This is a genomic window from Parabacteroides sp. PFB2-10 (assembly GCF_029893085.1).
GTDB lineage: Bacteria > Bacteroidota > Bacteroidia > Bacteroidales > Tannerellaceae > QVMG01.
Map to the genome: position 1 here is coordinate 122,752 of NZ_JARXWI010000007.1, position 16,767 is coordinate 139,518.

General features: G+C 45.1%; 12 protein-coding genes. 5 read left to right on the plus strand and 7 right to left on the minus strand.

Translation table 11 applies throughout. The annotated features are described in order from the left end of the window. Positions 1–9: 9 nt before the first annotated feature. The 6 genes from M2137_RS08205 to M2137_RS08230 form a co-directional block, all read right to left on the minus strand. Positions 10–2,388: a TIM-barrel domain-containing protein gene (locus M2137_RS08205; RefSeq protein ID WP_280765962.1), complete on the minus strand. Its 2,379-nt coding sequence runs from the start codon at positions 2,386–2,388 to the stop codon at positions 10–12. A 205-nt stretch (positions 2,389–2,593) separates the two neighbouring features. Beyond that, complete coding sequence (locus M2137_RS08210; RefSeq protein WP_280765963.1) at positions 2,594–3,121, minus strand: DUF1097 domain-containing protein; 528 nt, start codon at positions 3,119–3,121, stop codon at positions 2,594–2,596. Between the two features lie 131 nt (positions 3,122–3,252). Continuing rightward, complete coding sequence (locus M2137_RS08215; RefSeq protein ID WP_280765964.1) at positions 3,253–4,899, minus strand: RagB/SusD family nutrient uptake outer membrane protein; 1,647 nt, start codon at positions 4,897–4,899, stop codon at positions 3,253–3,255. A gap of 19 nt (positions 4,900–4,918) precedes the next feature. Beyond that, on the minus strand, positions 4,919–8,131 hold the full coding sequence (locus tag M2137_RS08220) for a TonB-dependent receptor (RefSeq protein ID WP_280765965.1): 3,213 nt from the start codon (positions 8,129–8,131) through the stop codon (positions 4,919–4,921). A gap of 253 nt (positions 8,132–8,384) precedes the next feature. Beyond that, on the minus strand, positions 8,385–9,413 hold the full coding sequence (locus tag M2137_RS08225; protein ID WP_280765966.1) for a FecR domain-containing protein: 1,029 nt from the start codon (positions 9,411–9,413) through the stop codon (positions 8,385–8,387). 63 nt (positions 9,414–9,476) lie between these two features. Next, positions 9,477–10,034, minus strand: coding sequence for an RNA polymerase sigma-70 factor (locus M2137_RS08230; protein WP_280765967.1), 558 nt, complete (start codon positions 10,032–10,034; stop codon positions 9,477–9,479). Positions 10,035–10,994: 960 nt separating this feature from the next. Between M2137_RS08230 and M2137_RS08235 the strand changes: the two genes are divergently transcribed. From M2137_RS08235 to M2137_RS08255, 5 genes are read left to right on the plus strand one after another with little or no spacing between them, the layout of a single operon-like run. Then, entirely contained in the window at positions 10,995–12,164 is a 1,170-nt protein-coding gene (locus M2137_RS08235) for a hypothetical protein (protein ID WP_280765968.1), read from the plus strand. A gap of 54 nt (positions 12,165–12,218) precedes the next feature. Continuing rightward, positions 12,219–12,941, plus strand: coding sequence for an MBL fold metallo-hydrolase (locus M2137_RS08240; RefSeq protein ID WP_280765969.1), 723 nt, complete (start codon positions 12,219–12,221; stop codon positions 12,939–12,941). A 17-nt stretch (positions 12,942–12,958) separates the two neighbouring features. Then, positions 12,959–13,336, plus strand: a complete 378-nt coding sequence (locus M2137_RS08245; RefSeq protein ID WP_280765970.1) for a VOC family protein — start codon at positions 12,959–12,961, stop codon at positions 13,334–13,336. Between the two features lie 53 nt (positions 13,337–13,389). Beyond that, positions 13,390–14,364, plus strand: coding sequence for an ROK family protein (locus tag M2137_RS08250; protein ID WP_280765971.1), 975 nt, complete (start codon positions 13,390–13,392; stop codon positions 14,362–14,364). Next, the gene (locus M2137_RS08255; protein WP_280765972.1) at positions 14,361–14,894 is read left to right on the plus strand and encodes an NUDIX domain-containing protein; all 534 of its coding nucleotides are present in this window, start codon (positions 14,361–14,363) and stop codon (positions 14,892–14,894) included. The genes M2137_RS08250 and M2137_RS08255 overlap by 4 nt, the downstream gene beginning before the upstream one ends. 51 nt (positions 14,895–14,945) lie before the next feature. On the opposite strand, the gene argS is transcribed toward M2137_RS08255, so the two are convergent. Continuing rightward, complete coding sequence (gene argS, locus M2137_RS08260) at positions 14,946–16,739, minus strand: arginine--tRNA ligase (protein ID WP_280765973.1); 1,794 nt, start codon at positions 16,737–16,739, stop codon at positions 14,946–14,948. Positions 16,740–16,767: the final 28 nt, after the last annotated feature.

Genomic DNA, 16,767 nt, shown 5'->3' on the forward strand with positions numbered 1-16,767 from the left:
TGCGGATTATTAAAACTTCACAGTCACTTCTTGTCCATCATAATCCACAGTCTTCGTTGTTCCATCCTGAAGGCGAACAGTGAATTTTCTTGTTTGCAACATACCTTCGTAGGAACCTTTACGAGCTTCAATAGTCAACGTACGTGACGCATTATGCCATGTCATCGGTATTTCGGTGTAAGCGCCCTTTTCGTAGTTGTAATTATCAAATTCGTCTTCGTAAAGGACAAAGCTTCCGTTTTCTCCGGCATAAACTCTTAATTCCAGGTTATCCCATGCTTTTTCGGTGGCATATTGCACCTGGGGACCCATCGGAATGATTGAACCGGCTTTCACATACAAAGGAATAATATCTATCGGCGATTCACGTTCGATGGTCTTTCCGCCTGAGAACTTCTCGTTTGTCCAAAAGTCATACCATTGCGTGCCCTTAGGCAAATAAACAGTTCGCGATTTTACTTCGAAATAATCGGCTGTTCTAACGACATTGCGTCCGTTTCCTGTTTCCTTGGTGTACATCGAGTTCACAACAGGACAAACCAACAATGACTGACCGAACATATATTGATCGGTAATATCCCATGTCTTTCTGTCGTCTTTGAAATCCATAACGAGCGCACGCATCATACTTGAACGGTTAGCAGTCACATCCCATGAAACAGAATATATATAGGGCAACAGGCTATAACGCAGGTTAATATACTTCTCGATCGCATCGTATATCCGCTCTCCTTTTTGTCCGAATTGCCATATCTCACGCGGAGCATCGGCACCATGCGAACGCATCATCGGATTAAAGGTTCCGAATTGCAGCCAGCGAACATATAGTTCATGGTATCCCAGGTCTTGCAGTTTCCGGGGATAGCTTCCCAAGAAGAACCCACCGATATCGCTGTTCCAGTGGGGAATAGCGCAAAGAGAGAAGTTCAAGCCGGCTGTTACCTGACGAGCCAGGTCTTTCCAGGTTGCCTGCACGTCACCTGTCCATGTATTGGCACCGTAGCGTTGTTGACCGGCAAAGGCCGAACGAGTCAATATAAATACCCGCTTATCGGAAGAAACGGCTCTCTGATGATCGTACACTCCACCCACTGCCATCAATGGATAAGCATTGCGCACTTTGCGGAATGAACCTAAATAGGTTTGATTATCCATATCTTCGGGTTTATAGTCCAGGTGGTCGGGTTCTGTTGAGTCCATCCACCAGCCGTCCATACCCAGTGAGAAGAGCCCTTTATTCAAATGATCCCAATAGATCTCACGTGCTTCCGGGTGATAGGCATCGTAGGGTTTCACGCCTGAAGGGTATTCCCTGTTAGGCGGCCAGCTGCTGAGTCCCGACTGTGGCCAGGTGCCCATATCCAACAACATATTCTTCGGTGCCATGGCCCGATACTGTTTGGTTTGCGGTCCGAAGGAAGACCAAATCGAGATAACCATTTTAGCATTCATGCCATGGATATCGCTCATCATTTTCTTAGGATTCGAGAAGTCTTCATTCAAGAACTCCATGGCATTCCACAGGTAGTTGCTACCCCAATACTGCCAGTCTTGGATGATACCATCAAGTGGAACACCCAATTCGCGATACTTTCGAACAACACCAACTGTCTCGTCCTGACTCTTATAGCGCTCTTTGCTTTGGAAGAAACCATAGGTCCAGAGTGGGAACATAGGCACATCGCCGGTAAGAGCGCGCATTTGAGCAATAACGCCGTCGGCATTTTCGCCATACATAAAGTAGTAGTCGACCAAATCGCCCACCTCTGAATTGAAAGAGGTTCCTTCTGCATTATCCGCAAAAACGGTAGGAGAATAGTTATCCCAGAACAGGCCATAACCCTTGACCGACTGGATGAAAGTAACAACGTCTTCTACGTTTCCTTGCACAAGGCGTTTGGTGATGCCGCGTTGCGACATTTTCCCATTCTGTAACTGGCCAAGACCGTAAATAGCTTCCGTGGCATCAAGCTGAAAAGCTTGATATACACTAAATGTTTTCACGCCGGCATCGTTGAAGTCGGTGAATCTGGGAGCGCCTTTTTCTTTCAATAGATCTTTTCCTTTCGCATCTGTGAACATGATCTCACCAGATTTCAGGTTGAGACCAACGATCATAGTCTGGCTCCTCATCCAAACAGCCTGGCCGGATTGCGAAACTTTTAATTCCACCGCCTGCGGTTTTTCGATCACCGACAAGCTTTCTTTTTTATAACTCCACCCGGTGGGTGCTTTCATTATCCGGACAGTGGACGGGTTGTAGAATTGGATCTCTACATCCGTGCCATTAACGGTCGCTTTTACTCCGGAAGATGTTTTTTCATAGCCCTGGGCATTCAACATCCCCGAGCACAATAAAAAAAATAATAATAATCTGCAAAATTTCATTTTCTCACTTTTATATTTTATTAGACTCAATATATTATCTGGTTTATACTCATTACTTTTCCAACCTATTACCCGGCAGGGAAGGTTTCTCCTTCTTTATATCCGGAAATGATCCCATGGCGTATATTTCCTGTCCGTACCGAAGGTTGTATGCCATACGGGGCTGAAAATACGTCCATAAGAGCAATAATAGAAACAAAAATAGTTATTTTTCTGATTCTTTTATTTTCTTTTCATACTTGGAACGAAGCAATATGGTTATAAAGCCGAAAAACAATCCGACAAAACAATACACCATAATGGTGAAAGCGGCTATACTAAATGTTGCTCCGGGAATATAATTCATAAAAGCAAAAAAGGCTCCGGATCCGATAAAAAGAGCCGGAATGCAGGAGGTCCATTCATTGCGTTCCAGGAAAATGGCTGCGCAGGCTACTACTCCCACAGCCAGGGGAACAGCAAAAAAGCCTAAAGCCGGTGTCATAATACCTCCCAATGTAATAATCAAAATAGAAACAATAATCCCCAATCCATAGGAGATAAAAGCTTTAATTCCGCCTTTCAGTGTACAGCCGGAAAAGAAATAAACAGCCCAAGACTGAAAACAAATCCAGCTAAATCCAACATTTCCTGCCGGAGGCATAGCCGGAGAAAGCAGTTGATCTAACACCTGGATACCAAAAGCCAGGATACCAATAATCACAGGAATAAGCGCAAATTGTTTGAATGACATAATAATTGTTTTTTTAAAAGATTGATTATTTTATTCTATCTGAGAGTGGTTCAAAAAACACATTACAAATCAACAAAAAAATAATTAACAAAACACACAGATGCCATAAGCATCTGTGTGTTTTCTATCTTTTAATAACCCGGATTCTGTTTCAAATTCGCGTTAGCATCCATTTCCCTTTGAGGAATTGGGAAAAGTGCCCGGTAATCACCATTCGGAGAATGCGAGAACCATGACTTCTTTGAAAATATGCCAAAACGGATCAAATCCTGACGGCGACGACCTTCCTGATTGAACTCCCAAGCCAATTCGTCGAGGAAGCGACCATATTGTATGTCAGCGCCACCTTCAAACGTATTCGCCGGAGTTTCCCGGTTATCTCTTACACCATAATCGTATACACTGCCTTCCAAAAGCTGCGCGCCTGTAACAACAGCCTTTTCAGGGGCACCAGTGAAAGCTCTTTGACGTACTTGAGTCACAATCGCAGCAGCCTCATCGGCTTTGCCTGTACGCAAAAGACATTCGGCTTTCATCATCAATACATCGGCATAACGGAAAAGAACAAAGTCATTTTCCAGACAGTTGGACGTATTGGGAGCAATATCATACTTGATAAAACGAATACCCTGGTGTTGTTCCGACTGAGCAATGCTATTTACCTCATTGATAAAATCCATCTGCTTGCCTTTATACTCTGCACTTCCCACTGTAATTAAGATAGGTGCCCCACCTTTCGTGTACTGTGGCCCATAAATAAAGTTGTCTGTGTATCGTTTATCATCCGGATCGAATGTGTCGATAAACTGCGGAATAGCACACATACCTCCCCAAGGTTCCATGGTGATGTCGTATTTATACTGCAGACCGGCGGGCAATGTTTGCATATGGTGGTCGAACGCATTCCATCCGGTAGTGTATTTAGGATCCACAGCCAGACCCAGAATAATCTCAGGCGAGTTCTCGTTCTTAGCCACAAAAACACTTTTCTGATTAGTTTCCAATTGATAGCCAACACCCGAGTTGATAATCAGATCACATTGCTGAATACACTTTTCCCATTCTGCCGTGCCGGTGTAGACTTCTGCATTCAGATACATTTTCGCCATCAAGGTACGGGCTGCCCATTCGTTAAAGCGTGCATAAGTACTCTGATTGCGCTTGCTTGACAACAAAGGAAGAGATTCGGTGATTTCTGCCAAGATGAAGTCATAGACCTGTTTTCTGGTTGATTGCTCGGGTAAGAAGCCATCCGGAATATCAAACTTGGTTGAAATAGGAACGTTTCCAAAAAGATCACACAACAGATAATAATAACAGGCACGTGTTACCCTAAACTCGGCAATCATTGATTTGTAGAGTTCCTGATCCTTGATAGGGATGAAGCCGGATTCTATTTGATAGATCAAGCGGTTACAATTAGTAATCCCTTGATATATACGTGTCCAAAGACCACGAGTCCAGCCTTCGCTTGCTGTCCAGGTATGTTCGTGAGCACGTTTGTACAAACCTCCATCTACCCAGCCATTAGGGCGGGCAGGAATAACCACCTGGTCGGCAGTAATTTCCTGATAACGCCAAACGCCATCAAAATCGAGCATAGAGGCACGCAATTGCGTGTAAGCAGAACCAACAAGAGCAGGAATATCTTTTTCGGTTGGTTCAAACTGATCCGCAATTATTTCACTATAACTTGTATCGTACAATTCTGTACATCCGCCGCTTACTACTGCGACCAACAAGAGTATCAGCCAATTTTTACATTTATATAGTTTCATATTCTTTCCGTATTAAAATTTAAAAAGTAACATTAAGACCAAACGTAAACGTTCTTACCGTCGGATATTTATCCCGGCTGTCATTTCCGGGAGCAAGGCCACTTGCACTCACTTCAGGGTCGGTACCTTTGTATTTGGTGAACACAAAAGTATTCAGTGATGATGCATAGATTCTGAATCTGTTGATGTATTTCCAATTTTTGGTGTTGAATGTATACCCCAGTGTGATGTTGTCGATCTTCCAGTGATCACCCTTCTCAATATAGTAGGAGTTATACTCTAAGTCCAAAGTTTTGTTTAACACAGCCTTACCGAATATCGGGTCGTATGCCGTTTTCAAACGGTTGTACTGTGAATGTGTTTTAGGATTTTCATAATACATCCGTTCGAAGTTCAAGATCTCATATCCGAAAGCACCACGCATAGTTACGGCAAAGTCGAAATTCTTATAACGCAATGAATTGTTCCAGCTTAAATAAAACTTAGGAAGTCCGTTTCCTAAAATCATTTTATTTTCATCTACCTTGGCGAAGTCATCATAAGCCACAGCTTCTCCTGTTTCGGGACTTTCATAAATCCATTTACCGTCGTTGTCAATATCAATCACTTTATATCCCCAGAAATTACCGATTTCGCCACCAATATCCAAGCGATGGGTAGGCCCATAGATAGGTATCTGCGCATCACCTGCGGTGATATACGAATTCTGTGGTTCATACAGGTCATTGGAAAGCGTAACCAATTTATTTTTATTGGTAGAGAAATTCAGGTCGGAACTCCATTCCAGATCTTTAGTTTTTACCGGAATTGTGCGGATCAATACTTCCACCCCTTCATTTTTCATTTCACCCACATTGGCACGAGTCGTATTCACCAAGTTGGGAGGAACCGGTACGGTATAGTCATACAACAATCCGTCGATTACCCGAACATAGTAGTCAACGCTACCCGACAAACGCCCTCTCAGGAAAGCAAAGTCGACACCAACATTCGTTTCATGTTTTTCTTCCCATCTTAAGTGTGGGTTCGGATTACGTCCGGGGACGAGTGTTTGGATCCATTTTCCATCAATGAAAGCAGCTCCGGAGTATCGGAATGTCGCCACACCCAGGAACGAACTGTTAGGCTGTGTTCCAGTCACACCATACCCTGCACGCAGTTTCAAGTCATTAATAAATGACACATCTCTCAGGAATGATTCTTCCTTCAATCGCCAACCAACGGAAATAGCCGGGAAAGTCCCCCATGGTTTTTGTGCACCATACAATTGACTGGCACCCTCACGACGCAAACTGGCCATCAACAGGTAGCGATTCTTGTAATTGTAATTCACACGACCAAAAAAACCAATCAGGTTAGTCAGACTCCTACTGCTACCCATACCCCAGAAGGTAGTTCCTTTTTTGCCGGCTTCAGCCAAACCGATATTATACTGACCAAATATATCTGTTGCAAAATCAGAGTTATTCATCGATTGACTTCTATAATCGGTCTCTTCATAGCTATACCCTACCAACAGGGTGAAGATATGATCTTTGATACTTTTTTTGTATTCAGCTGTTAAGTTCACCAGCCTGTCTATACTTTGGTTGGCATTAAGATTTGCAACACCATTTCGACCGTTCCGAACGGTTGAGATATGATTGCTGGTTTCATAAGAACCGCCTTGCGAATTGTATTTAGAATAAGAGACAAGTGCCTGCAGATTCAACCCATCAATAGGCTTAAACGTAATAGTACCGTTGATACGAGTAAGTTGGGAATGACTGTCATTATCCTGTTCCATAATGCGGGAAACAGGGTTTTCAACCTCAAATATACCCGCTTCATACCACTTACCATTCTCGTCTTTCAGAGGTATAGTAGGATGGTATTGATTGACCATTCGATAGATGCCACTACTGAAAGAACTGGAGTTATCATTACGCGATACGATACCAAGATTTAACAACAATTTGCCATCGAACATTTTGTGATTCATATCACCACGAATGCTGAATCTTTCACGGTATGATTTCTTAAAAATACCTTCCGAATTGTTGTAATTAATAGAAGCTAAATAATTTGTTTGCTGGCTTCCACCTCTGATTGTCAAATCATGATTGTGGATCAGCGGTGTTCTTGATATTTCATCAAACCAATTGGTGTTTCCGCCGTAATCATGCGATGCGCCGAGTACACCTTCCGATATCAGTCTGTGATAATCGTCCGCGTCAAGCACTTCTGTCTTTTTCCGGATCCCCTGCGTACTGATATATCCTGAATAATCCAAGCGGCTCCGCACGTCGGCATTCGCTCTTTTAGTAGTAATGATGATCACACCATTTGTTCCGCGTGTACCATAGATAGCCGCAGCCGATCCGTCTTTCAATACATCGACCGATTCGATATCTTCGGGTGAAACCGTATTAAAGTCACCTGGAACACCATCGATCAGAATCAACGGATTGGTGCTGGTACCATTTAAGGTAGTATTTCCTCTCAGACGGATAGAGGAGCTACCGGAGGGGTTACCACTGGTGGTGTTGATGATCAACCCGGCCACTTTCCCCTGAATCAACTGACCAACGTCACGCACGCTTCCTTGTGTAAAATTATCCGGTTTCACGGAAACCACCGAGCTGGTAACGTCGGCGGTTTTGATCGTACCGTAACCGATAACGACCACCTCTTCCATGCCGATCACATCTTCAAGCAGTACAAAGTTAAACGTCGTTTTGTTTCCGACAGCCACCGTCTGCGTGATGTAACCGATATAGGATACTTCCAACATGTCTTTGTTCTCGACATTCAGTGTAAACTTACCCTCATAATCGGTCACAGTCCCTATGGCTTTTCCTTTCACCTGGACAGAAGCACCAATCAATGGTTCACCTGCCTCATCGGTAATAACACCGGAAACAGATCTGCCCTGCTGAGGACGAGCCGGTTGATCAGACATGGGGATAAGAATGATATTCTTGTTTTCTATCCGGTACGTACAATTAGGTAAAATTTCATAAATGATGTCCGTAATCTCTTTGTCACGGGCATTCACACTTACTTTTCTTCCCAAATCCAATGCCTGGTCGTTGTAGAAGAATGTGTATTCGCTTACATTCTCGATTTCTCTGAGAACCTCTTTGATACTTGCATCCGTGACATTCAGGTTCACTTTCGCGCTCTGGGCGTTACTCTCCATAGCTGCCACATGAAACAAAGCAAAGGTTAACATCACGATGGTCATTTTCATAATGCGATGTGTTTTTCTGTTAAGAATAGGCATAAAATGCCTTTTCCCATAAAAATTATTCATACTTTTACGTGGATTTAATGTTAAACATAGATCACAGGATCTCTGGCGGGAGTTGTGATCATTTTTGTATTAATTTAAGTCTTGATAGATAGGCGGATGTCTCACATCCGTCTATTCTTTTTTTGTAGTGTTTGTTTTATGCCATATGTATTAAATTTTAAGGTGAATAAATCTCTGTTAATTGTGAGTATTAGTTTTTTAAAGGGTCTATTTTAACCTGATTCTCATTGATCGTATATTTTATAGGGATGATCAGACTCATGGCAAGCAAAATCTCCTCCAGGTTTTCTCCTCGTACGGTGAAGGATAACCGTTGCTTCTCTGAGAAATATTTTGGACAATCGATCCGGACAGCATACCACCCCTCCAAACTGGTGATAATATCGGAAAGACGATCGTTGTCGAAGATTAATCGATCTTTGATCCAATCGATATGATACTGCGCCGAGGTGATCTCTGTGATTGCTTCTCCTGTCTCTTTTTCGTAGGTGAGCAATTCGTTCGGTTTCAACAAGAATGTTTCGCCCGTAGCATTTATATTGGCCTCGATGCTTCCTGTTATCAATACGGTCTCAACCGTGTTCAACGCCGCATGGTTGGATATATTAAAGGAAGTACCCAACACTTCTATCTCGACATCTTTTGCCTGCACAATAAAAGGCCTACTTTTATCTTCTGTCACCTGGAAATAGGCTTCTCCCTCCAGTGTCACCAATCGACACCCCTCCTCAAACTGTTCAGGATAGATCAATTTGCTCCCGGAATTCAACCAGACAATCGAACCGTCAGGCAATATGAATTGCCCCTTACTTCCTTTAGCTGTAATAAGCTGATTTTGAATAACAATTTCCCGAACAGTCTCAACGACCGTCCGCTGGCCATATATGCCATAGCCGATACTCAATAACACAAGGAAAGCAGCAGCCACGTGTTGCCATGAGATGCGAAAACGTTTACGCGAGACCCGGTTTTGTTCGGCAGAGAATACCCTGCTTCGCAGGCGTTCCAAGGCAATATCCATCTCGACATGATGACCCACAGCCGAATCACAGGCAAGCCATAAATCACGTATTTCTATGAAGTCATTCTTGTTTTCATCCGATGATTGCAACCACTGCAACAATTCTTTCTTTTCTTCCAAAGAGGCTACACCATCCAGATAACAGATTATCAGATCGTGCGGATCTACTATGTTGTTGTTTGTTTCTTTCTCCATCATATATATAATACAAAAAAAAAGAGCCTTACCCTACCCGGGATACAGCTATTTTTTTCGTTTATTTCAAAAATAGATTGAAAAGAGCCAACAAAGAAACAAAAGGTCTTTTTTGTCTAAGTGTTCTCTTAATCCGGAGATAGCTTTACTAATTTGCTTTTCAACGGCCTTGACGCTGATCCCCAATTGCTCGGCAATCTCTTTGTTTTTCAGGCCATAGGTGCGGCTCATGAGAAAGATGTTTTTACACTGGGGAGGGAGACTTTCTACATATCCCGCGATCTCATCTTCCAGCTCTTTCAATAATAGAGAATGTTCCTGGTTGCGCAGGTGTTGCGACAGATAACTATCTATGATTTGCGTTTCATTGGTTTCTTCAAGAGGAGCATTATTATACAGAACCCCTGACTTTAAAAGGTTGATCGAACGATTGTATGCAGACTTAAACAGATAGGATTTAACGGCGTTTTTATCTTCGAGACGTATCGTATCACGCCGCGACCAAAGCTCAAAAAAAACATCCTGCACGATATCTTCCGCCATCTCTTTGTTGCATATAAAACGAAAGGCATATGCTCTGAGAGGGAAATAAAGGCTTTTAAACAAATCTTCCAAAGCCGTCATCTGTTGCGTGTGGTTTTCGGCGGACATCAATTCTATAGTATCTGCGTGTGCTGCTTTCTGTCAAAAGTACATCTTTTTCTTAAAAAAACAAGAAAGTACCGCAATAAAGCGGAGAATGGACGAAGGGAGGACAAGAAATTCTCATGATTTTTCGACCCTAAGAAAAAAAAAATTTCATGCGGGTGAGAATAAAAATGGGAAAAACTCCATCTGCCTGAATCCTGATTCAGAGACCTTACAACAATGTGAATATATGTTAATTTGCCTGTTTTTGACAAAACCCCCAATTTACGATTTGTAATTTCCGAGGGACTTTGCGCGTAAAAAAGCGGGACTTCGAAGACAAACTCCCGGGAGAAACACTTTTTAACGTATGGATTTGTAAGTAAAACAGGCGTTTTGCTTACAATCGAGTTTTTAACAATTCGAGAAAAGAGATCACCTCTCCCCCTGCCCCTTTGCTTTACGCTATCGCTAAGCGACCTCCGGTTCTCCACAAGAGAGGGGGTGAGTTACTGATTTCTTCAAAAAGGAAAGAATTTGAAGATGTTTCAGGAAAATCCCGAAAGGGATTTAATTCCTAATAACCCCCAGTGAAGAGAGCAGAGCGAACGACTGGGGGTATGCATAAAAGGATCTAACATCTCATGAACCCGAAAAGGGTTCAATTGTTTAATTCAACACCTTTCGGCGTTGGTTTGTTTCTACATTCGCTCACCCCCCAGTCGTTCGCTTCGCTCTCTTCACTGGGGGTTATTAGGAGTTCAACGCCTGTGGGCATACCCTTTTTATCTTCAATTATTACAATATATCAATAGACACAAATACACGCCAGTTGTTCGATCGTAAAAAACAATCGCTCAGAGGAATATTTCTTCGGATGGGCTGGGGTTTTTCAGGAACAAAATAAGTATTATTGCGAAAGAGAAAACCATTTATCAACTAAACAGGAAATAACATATGGAAAACATAGCGTCTGATTCACCCGTAAAAAAAACAGAAAAAGCCATTCGCGACCAGGCTATTGCGAACGATGTATTGTTGGAAATCGTGCGCTTCGGCATTATGGCTCCTTCGGGCGATAATGTACAGCCGTGGCGGTTCGCTATCGGCGAGGATTGCATCACCTTATTTATCAACCGCGGGGCGGACGACTCTTTTTTCAATGTGCAGCAGGTGGCTTCACTGATTGCCTGCGGTGCAGCCCTGCAGAACATGGTTTATATGGCCGAAGTGAAAGGCCTCGAAGCAACGGTTGAGTTATTTCCTTACGGAGAAGGGCGCGATGAGGTGGCGCATATTCATTTCGCCATGAGCGGCAAGCCACAGAATGAATCCATCGAAAAAGCCATCCTCAACCGATGCACCAACCGGCGTATGTTTTCCACCAGTCAGATCGACAAAGGCATCTGGGAAAAGATGGTGGCTACCACTTCTCAGGAAGCCGATACATTCTTATTATATAATGAGGAAAAGGCATGGCGTCGCCCGCTGGCTCATACGGTTTACCTGGCGGATATGGTGCGCGTCGCCCGGCAGGATCTGCATGAATACCTGATGAAAATCCTTCATTTCAAAGCGATCCCGAAAGACAAGCGGGGACAGGAAGTGGTGCCGGATGAGTTTCGCACCGGCATGCCGCTCAAGAACCTGCAGGCGGGGCTTATGGGAGATATCTATATGCGGTCGATGCGCAAATGGTCGGTCATGCGGGTGGCTCGCTATTTCGGCGCCGGATTGGCAATGCCTCTCTTTGGCGCGATGAGCGTAGTGATGAGCGGTGGCATCGGCCTGGTGTGTGTCCGGTCGTTTTCGGAAACAACTATCGTGCGTGCTGGTCGTGCCATCGAACGGGTATGGTGCGAACTGGAGCGGGAAGGATATGCCCTTCAACCGCTTGCCGCCCTGCCCCTACTCACCTTGCGTACGCATTTGGAAGGAGAGGCGGCCTTTAAACCGTCGGATATTAAAAAATTAAAGAAAGCCAAAGCGATTGCCGACCATCATTTGCATATTCCCGCGGATGCGATACCTGTCTTTATGTTCCGCGCCGGTCGGTCGGCACAGGTCACCCAGCGCACCTACCGGCAGCGGACTGCGCAGTTGTTGGTGTCATCGGAGGAGGCATAAATAGTTTATACCGGAAGAGTTCGTTTTCAGGGGAATTGCGTATATTTGTACGTTATGAAATTGATTTATGTCTTTCACAGTGGCTTTGTGATTGAAGCTGCCGATTTCGCGATCCTGATTGATTACTATAAAGATACGGGATTTCATCCGCATCATGGCTATGTACATGATGAGCTATTGAAACGAGAAAGCCCGCTTTATATACTCTCGTCGCATGCACACCCCGATCATTTCAACAAAGAGATACTCGCCTGGAAAAAAAAGAAAGAGAACATCACCTATATCTTCTCGCGCGACATCCTGCATCATCGAAAAGCCGGAGAGGAAGAGGCGGTTTACCTGTTGAAAGGCGAATCGTATGAAGACGAAAAGCTCTCGATCAAGGCATTCGGGTCGACCGACGCGGGCATCTCTTTCCTGATTCGCGCGGAAGGAAAAGAGATTTTCCATGCGGGCGATCTGAACAACTGGCATTGGAAAGCGGAATCGACTCCGGAAGAGATAGCTGTGATGGAGCGTGACTACCTGAACGAGGTGGCGCTTTTGCAGCAAACAACAACGCATCTCGACCTGGCGATGTTTCCGGTTGATCCGCGTTTGGGAGATGATTATGCCTTGGGGGCGGAGCAATTCATCGACCGGATTCATGTCGACCTGTTTGCTCCTATGCATTTTGCAGAATCCTATCAGGCGCTTCCTTCGTTTTGTCACTATGCCCGCGAAAAGGAGACACCCTGCGTATGCTGGAAAGAGAAAGGACAATTTGTTGAATTTTAATTAATACATATAATAATATGGAGATAAAAGCACGTTTCGATCATTTCAATATCAATGTGATCGACTTGGAGAAAAGCATCGCTTTCTATCAAAAAGCATTGGGACTGAGCGAACATCACCGGAAAGTAGCCGACGACGGTTCGTTTATATTGGTGTATATGGGCGACAAACAAACAGGTTTTCTATTGGAACTGACCTGGTTGAGAGATCGTCATGAACCGTACGAATTGGGGGATAACGAGAGCCACCTTTGCTTTCGTGTCGATGGCAATTACGACGAGATCCGCGCTTTTCATAAAGAAAATGGCTGGGTGTGTTTCGAAAACCACGAAATGGGACTCTATTTCATCAACGATCCGGATGATTATTGGATAGAAGTGCTTCCGATTCGTTGATGTTTTTATATTTGCAAAACAGAAACTTCATTATTCATCTAAAATAGACAATCATGGAAAAAACGTATGTAATAGGTATTGATATCGGTGGTACCAATACCGTGTTTGGCGTAGTCGACGCCAGAGGAACGATCCTGTACAGCGGATCGATTAAGACCGGCAAATACAGTGATGTGAATGATTATGTCGCTGAGCTGGCGCAAGGTCTCAACCTGGTAATTGCCCAGGCTGGCGGTAAAGACAAGATAAAAGGCATTGGTGTCGGGGCGCCTAACGGCAACTACTTCACCGGATGCATCGAATTTGCTCCCAATCTGCCCTGGAAGGGAACAATTCCCTTGGCGCAACTGATCAGCGATGCGTTGGGAGGCATTCCCGTCACCTTGACCAACGACGCCAACGCGGCTGCCATTGGTGAAATGACCTACGGAGCGGCTCGCGGCATGAAAGACTTTATTGTGATTACCTTAGGCACCGGCGTGGGTAGCGGTATTGTGACAGGTGGCAACTTAGTGTACGGACACGACGGGTTTGCCGGCGAACTGGGACATGTGATTGTGCGCCGTCACAACGGACGCCTATGTGGTTGCGGACGTCATGGTTGCCTGGAGACCTATACCTCAGCCACCGGTGTGGCACGTACCGCACGCGAATACCTGGAGATCCGGAACGATGAGAGCATCCTGCGCGAACTCGATCCGGACGAGATCACCTCGAAAGATGTATTCGATGCCGCCATGAAAGGCGATAAGATTGCGCTGGAGATCTTCCAATCGACCGGACAGATGCTGGGCGAAGCCTTTGCCGACTTTGTTGCTTTCTCCAGTCCGGAAGCCATCATTCTCTTTGGCGGGCTGACAAAAGCCGGCGACCTGATCATGAATCCGATCCGGGAAGCGATGGAAAAGAATGTATTGAAGGTATTTTCGGGTAAGACAAAACTATTGTTCTCGCAACTGAAAGAGAGTGACGCCGCTGTGCTTGGCGCCAGCGCGTTAGGCTGGGAAACAAAAGGGGTGGAGGCATGAGCCATCCCTTAGACCTTTTTATTTATTGTCCGAAATGCGGAAGCAAAGGATTTGCTGTGCGCAATGAGAAATCAAAAAGCTGCGGATTGTGTGGGTATATTTACTATATCAACCCGTCCGCGGCTGTTGCCTGCTTTATCCGTAACAAAGCGGGGGAATACCTGATCGTTCGTCGCGGGAAAGAGCCTGCCAAAGGCACATTGGATCTGCCCGGAGGCTTTACCGACCTCAACGAAACGGCGGAAGAGGCCGCCCGTCGGGAGGTGAAAGAGGAGACCAACCTGGATGTTTCGTCCTGCCAATATCTTTTTTCTTTGCCGAATGAGTATTTGTATTCCGGCCTGACCGTGCCGACCATGGATCTTTTCTTTGCTTGTGAAGTGGACACATACGAAACTGCCGCGCCAAATGATGACGCGGCAGAGATTCTTATTCTTCGACCGGAAGAGATCCATCCGGATGATTTCGGATTAACTTCCATCAAGGAAGCCGTTAAGATAATGTTGACTTCTAAGGAGCGAAGCGACTGATAACTTCTTTGACTACTTTAACTACCGCATGAGGCTTACTGCCTCATGCCATTACATCCGTTCAGGGACTTCAATGCCCAACAGGGCCATACCGGCCTTCACAATCTTCGCCACATTGGCCGACAGAGCCAGACGCAACGCTTTGCTTTCGATGTTTTCTTCACGAAGGATAGAGAAATCGTGGTAGAACTGGTTGTATTCTTTCACCAGGTCGTACACATAGTTGGCAATCAAAGCCGGACTATATTCCTCTCCCGCCTGCTTCACGATAGAGGCAAACGAGGCAATCAGTTGGATCAGCCCTTCTTCTTTCTCTGCCAACGGCGTGGTGAGTGAAAGAGTTTCCGGAATGGCTATGCCTTGTTCTTCGGCTTTGCGCAATACCGAGCGGATACGGGCGTAGGTATATTGGATAAAGGCGCCGGTATTTCCGTTGAAATCGATCGATTCTTTCGGATTGAAGGTCATATTCTTGCGCGGATCCACCTTCAATATAAAGTATTTCAGGGCGCCCAGGCCAACAATGCGGGCAATATGATCGGCCTCTTCTTTGGTCATCTCATCGAACTTCCCTAATTCCTGGGAGATCTCCCGGGCGGTCTGGATCATCTCCGCCATCAGATCATCGGCGTCAACAACGGTTCCTTCCCGGCTTTTCATCTTGCCTTCGGGCAGTTCTACCATACCGTAAGAGAAATGAACCAGGCCTTTGCCAAAGCCATAGCCCAGTTTATCGAGCAGGATGGAGAGCACCTGGAAATGGTAATTCTGCTCGTTGCCTACCACATAGATCATCTTATCGATGGGATAGTCGTCGAAACGCAGTTTGGCGGTACCAATATCCTGCGTCATATATACTGAAGTGCCGTCGGCACGCAACAATAATTTCTCGTCCAAGCCTTCACCGGTCAGGTCGGCCCATATCGAATCGTCTTCACGTCGGTAGAATACTCCTTCTTTTTCGCCGCGAAGCACTTCGCCTTTTCCTTCCAGGTAGGTTTGTGATTCGTAATAGATCTTATCGAAATCGACACCCATCATCTTATAAGTTTCATCGAATCCGGCATAGACCCAGCTGTTCATAGTTTCCCAAAGGGCATATATCTCGGTATCGCCGGCTTCCCATTGGCGCAACATCTCACGGGCTTCGGCCATCAGTGTAGAGGCAGCTTCCGCCTCTTTGGTGGTCATACCGGAGGCTTCCAGCTCTTTCAGTTCTTGCTTGTAGTGTTTATCGAATAATACATAGAAGTCGCCAATCAGGTGATCGCCTTTCTTTCCGGTAGACTCCGGCGTAGCGCCGTTGCCCCATTTCTGCCAGGCCAGCATGGATTTGCAGATATGGATACCACGATCGTTGACAATATTGGTTTTCACTACCCGGTTTCCGTTCGCTTTCAGTATTTCAGCCAGGCTGAAACCTAAGAGGTTATTACGGATATGGCCCAGGTGGAGCGGTTTGTTTGTGTTGGGAGAAGAATACTCCACCATCACTAAAGGAGATGTTTCGGTTGCCTGTTCTATGCCGTAGGCCGGCTGATTGTGTACCGTGTTCAACAGAGAGATCCAGCTTCCCGGGGCGATCGTCAGGTTAAGGAAGCCTTTGATCACATTGAAATCGGCAATGGCCGGTTCGTTTTCCAATAGGTAGGCGCCTATTTCCTGCGCTGTCTGCTCGGGTGATTTGCGCGATGCCTTTAAAAAAGGAAAGACTACCAGGGTAAGATGTCCTTTGAATTCTTTTTTCGTCTTCTGAAGTTGCACCTGGCTATCGGTAGCCTCCACTGCGTATAATGCGTTTATTCCGGCCTTGATGGAGGCGGATATCTGTTGTTCGATGACCATATTAATAAGATAAAGTGTTCTTATTCGG

Bases quoted from the DNA above. Each gene is read 5' to 3' on its own strand.
- M2137_RS08205 (WP_280765962.1), bottom strand. From the start codon at position 2,388: ATGAAATTTTGCAGATTATTATTATTTTTTTTATTGTGCTCGGGGATG.
- M2137_RS08210 (WP_280765963.1), bottom strand. From the start codon at position 3,121: ATGTCATTCAAACAATTTGCGCTTATTCCTGTGATTATTGGTATCCTG.
- M2137_RS08215 (WP_280765964.1), bottom strand. From the start codon at position 4,899: ATGAAACTATATAAATGTAAAAATTGGCTGATACTCTTGTTGGTCGCA.
- M2137_RS08220 (WP_280765965.1), bottom strand. From the start codon at position 8,131: ATGAAAATGACCATCGTGATGTTAACCTTTGCTTTGTTTCATGTGGCA.
- M2137_RS08225 (WP_280765966.1), bottom strand. From the start codon at position 9,413: ATGATGGAGAAAGAAACAAACAACAACATAGTAGATCCGCACGATCTG.
- M2137_RS08230 (WP_280765967.1), bottom strand. From the start codon at position 10,034: ATGACGGCTTTGGAAGATTTGTTTAAAAGCCTTTATTTCCCTCTCAGA.
- M2137_RS08235 (WP_280765968.1), top strand. From the start codon at position 10,995: ATGGAAAACATAGCGTCTGATTCACCCGTAAAAAAAACAGAAAAAGCC.
- M2137_RS08240 (WP_280765969.1), top strand. From the start codon at position 12,219: ATGAAATTGATTTATGTCTTTCACAGTGGCTTTGTGATTGAAGCTGCC.
- M2137_RS08245 (WP_280765970.1), top strand. From the start codon at position 12,959: ATGGAGATAAAAGCACGTTTCGATCATTTCAATATCAATGTGATCGAC.
- M2137_RS08250 (WP_280765971.1), top strand. From the start codon at position 13,390: ATGGAAAAAACGTATGTAATAGGTATTGATATCGGTGGTACCAATACC.
- M2137_RS08255 (WP_280765972.1), top strand. From the start codon at position 14,361: ATGAGCCATCCCTTAGACCTTTTTATTTATTGTCCGAAATGCGGAAGC.
- argS (WP_280765973.1), bottom strand. From the start codon at position 16,739: ATGGTCATCGAACAACAGATATCCGCCTCCATCAAGGCCGGAATAAAC.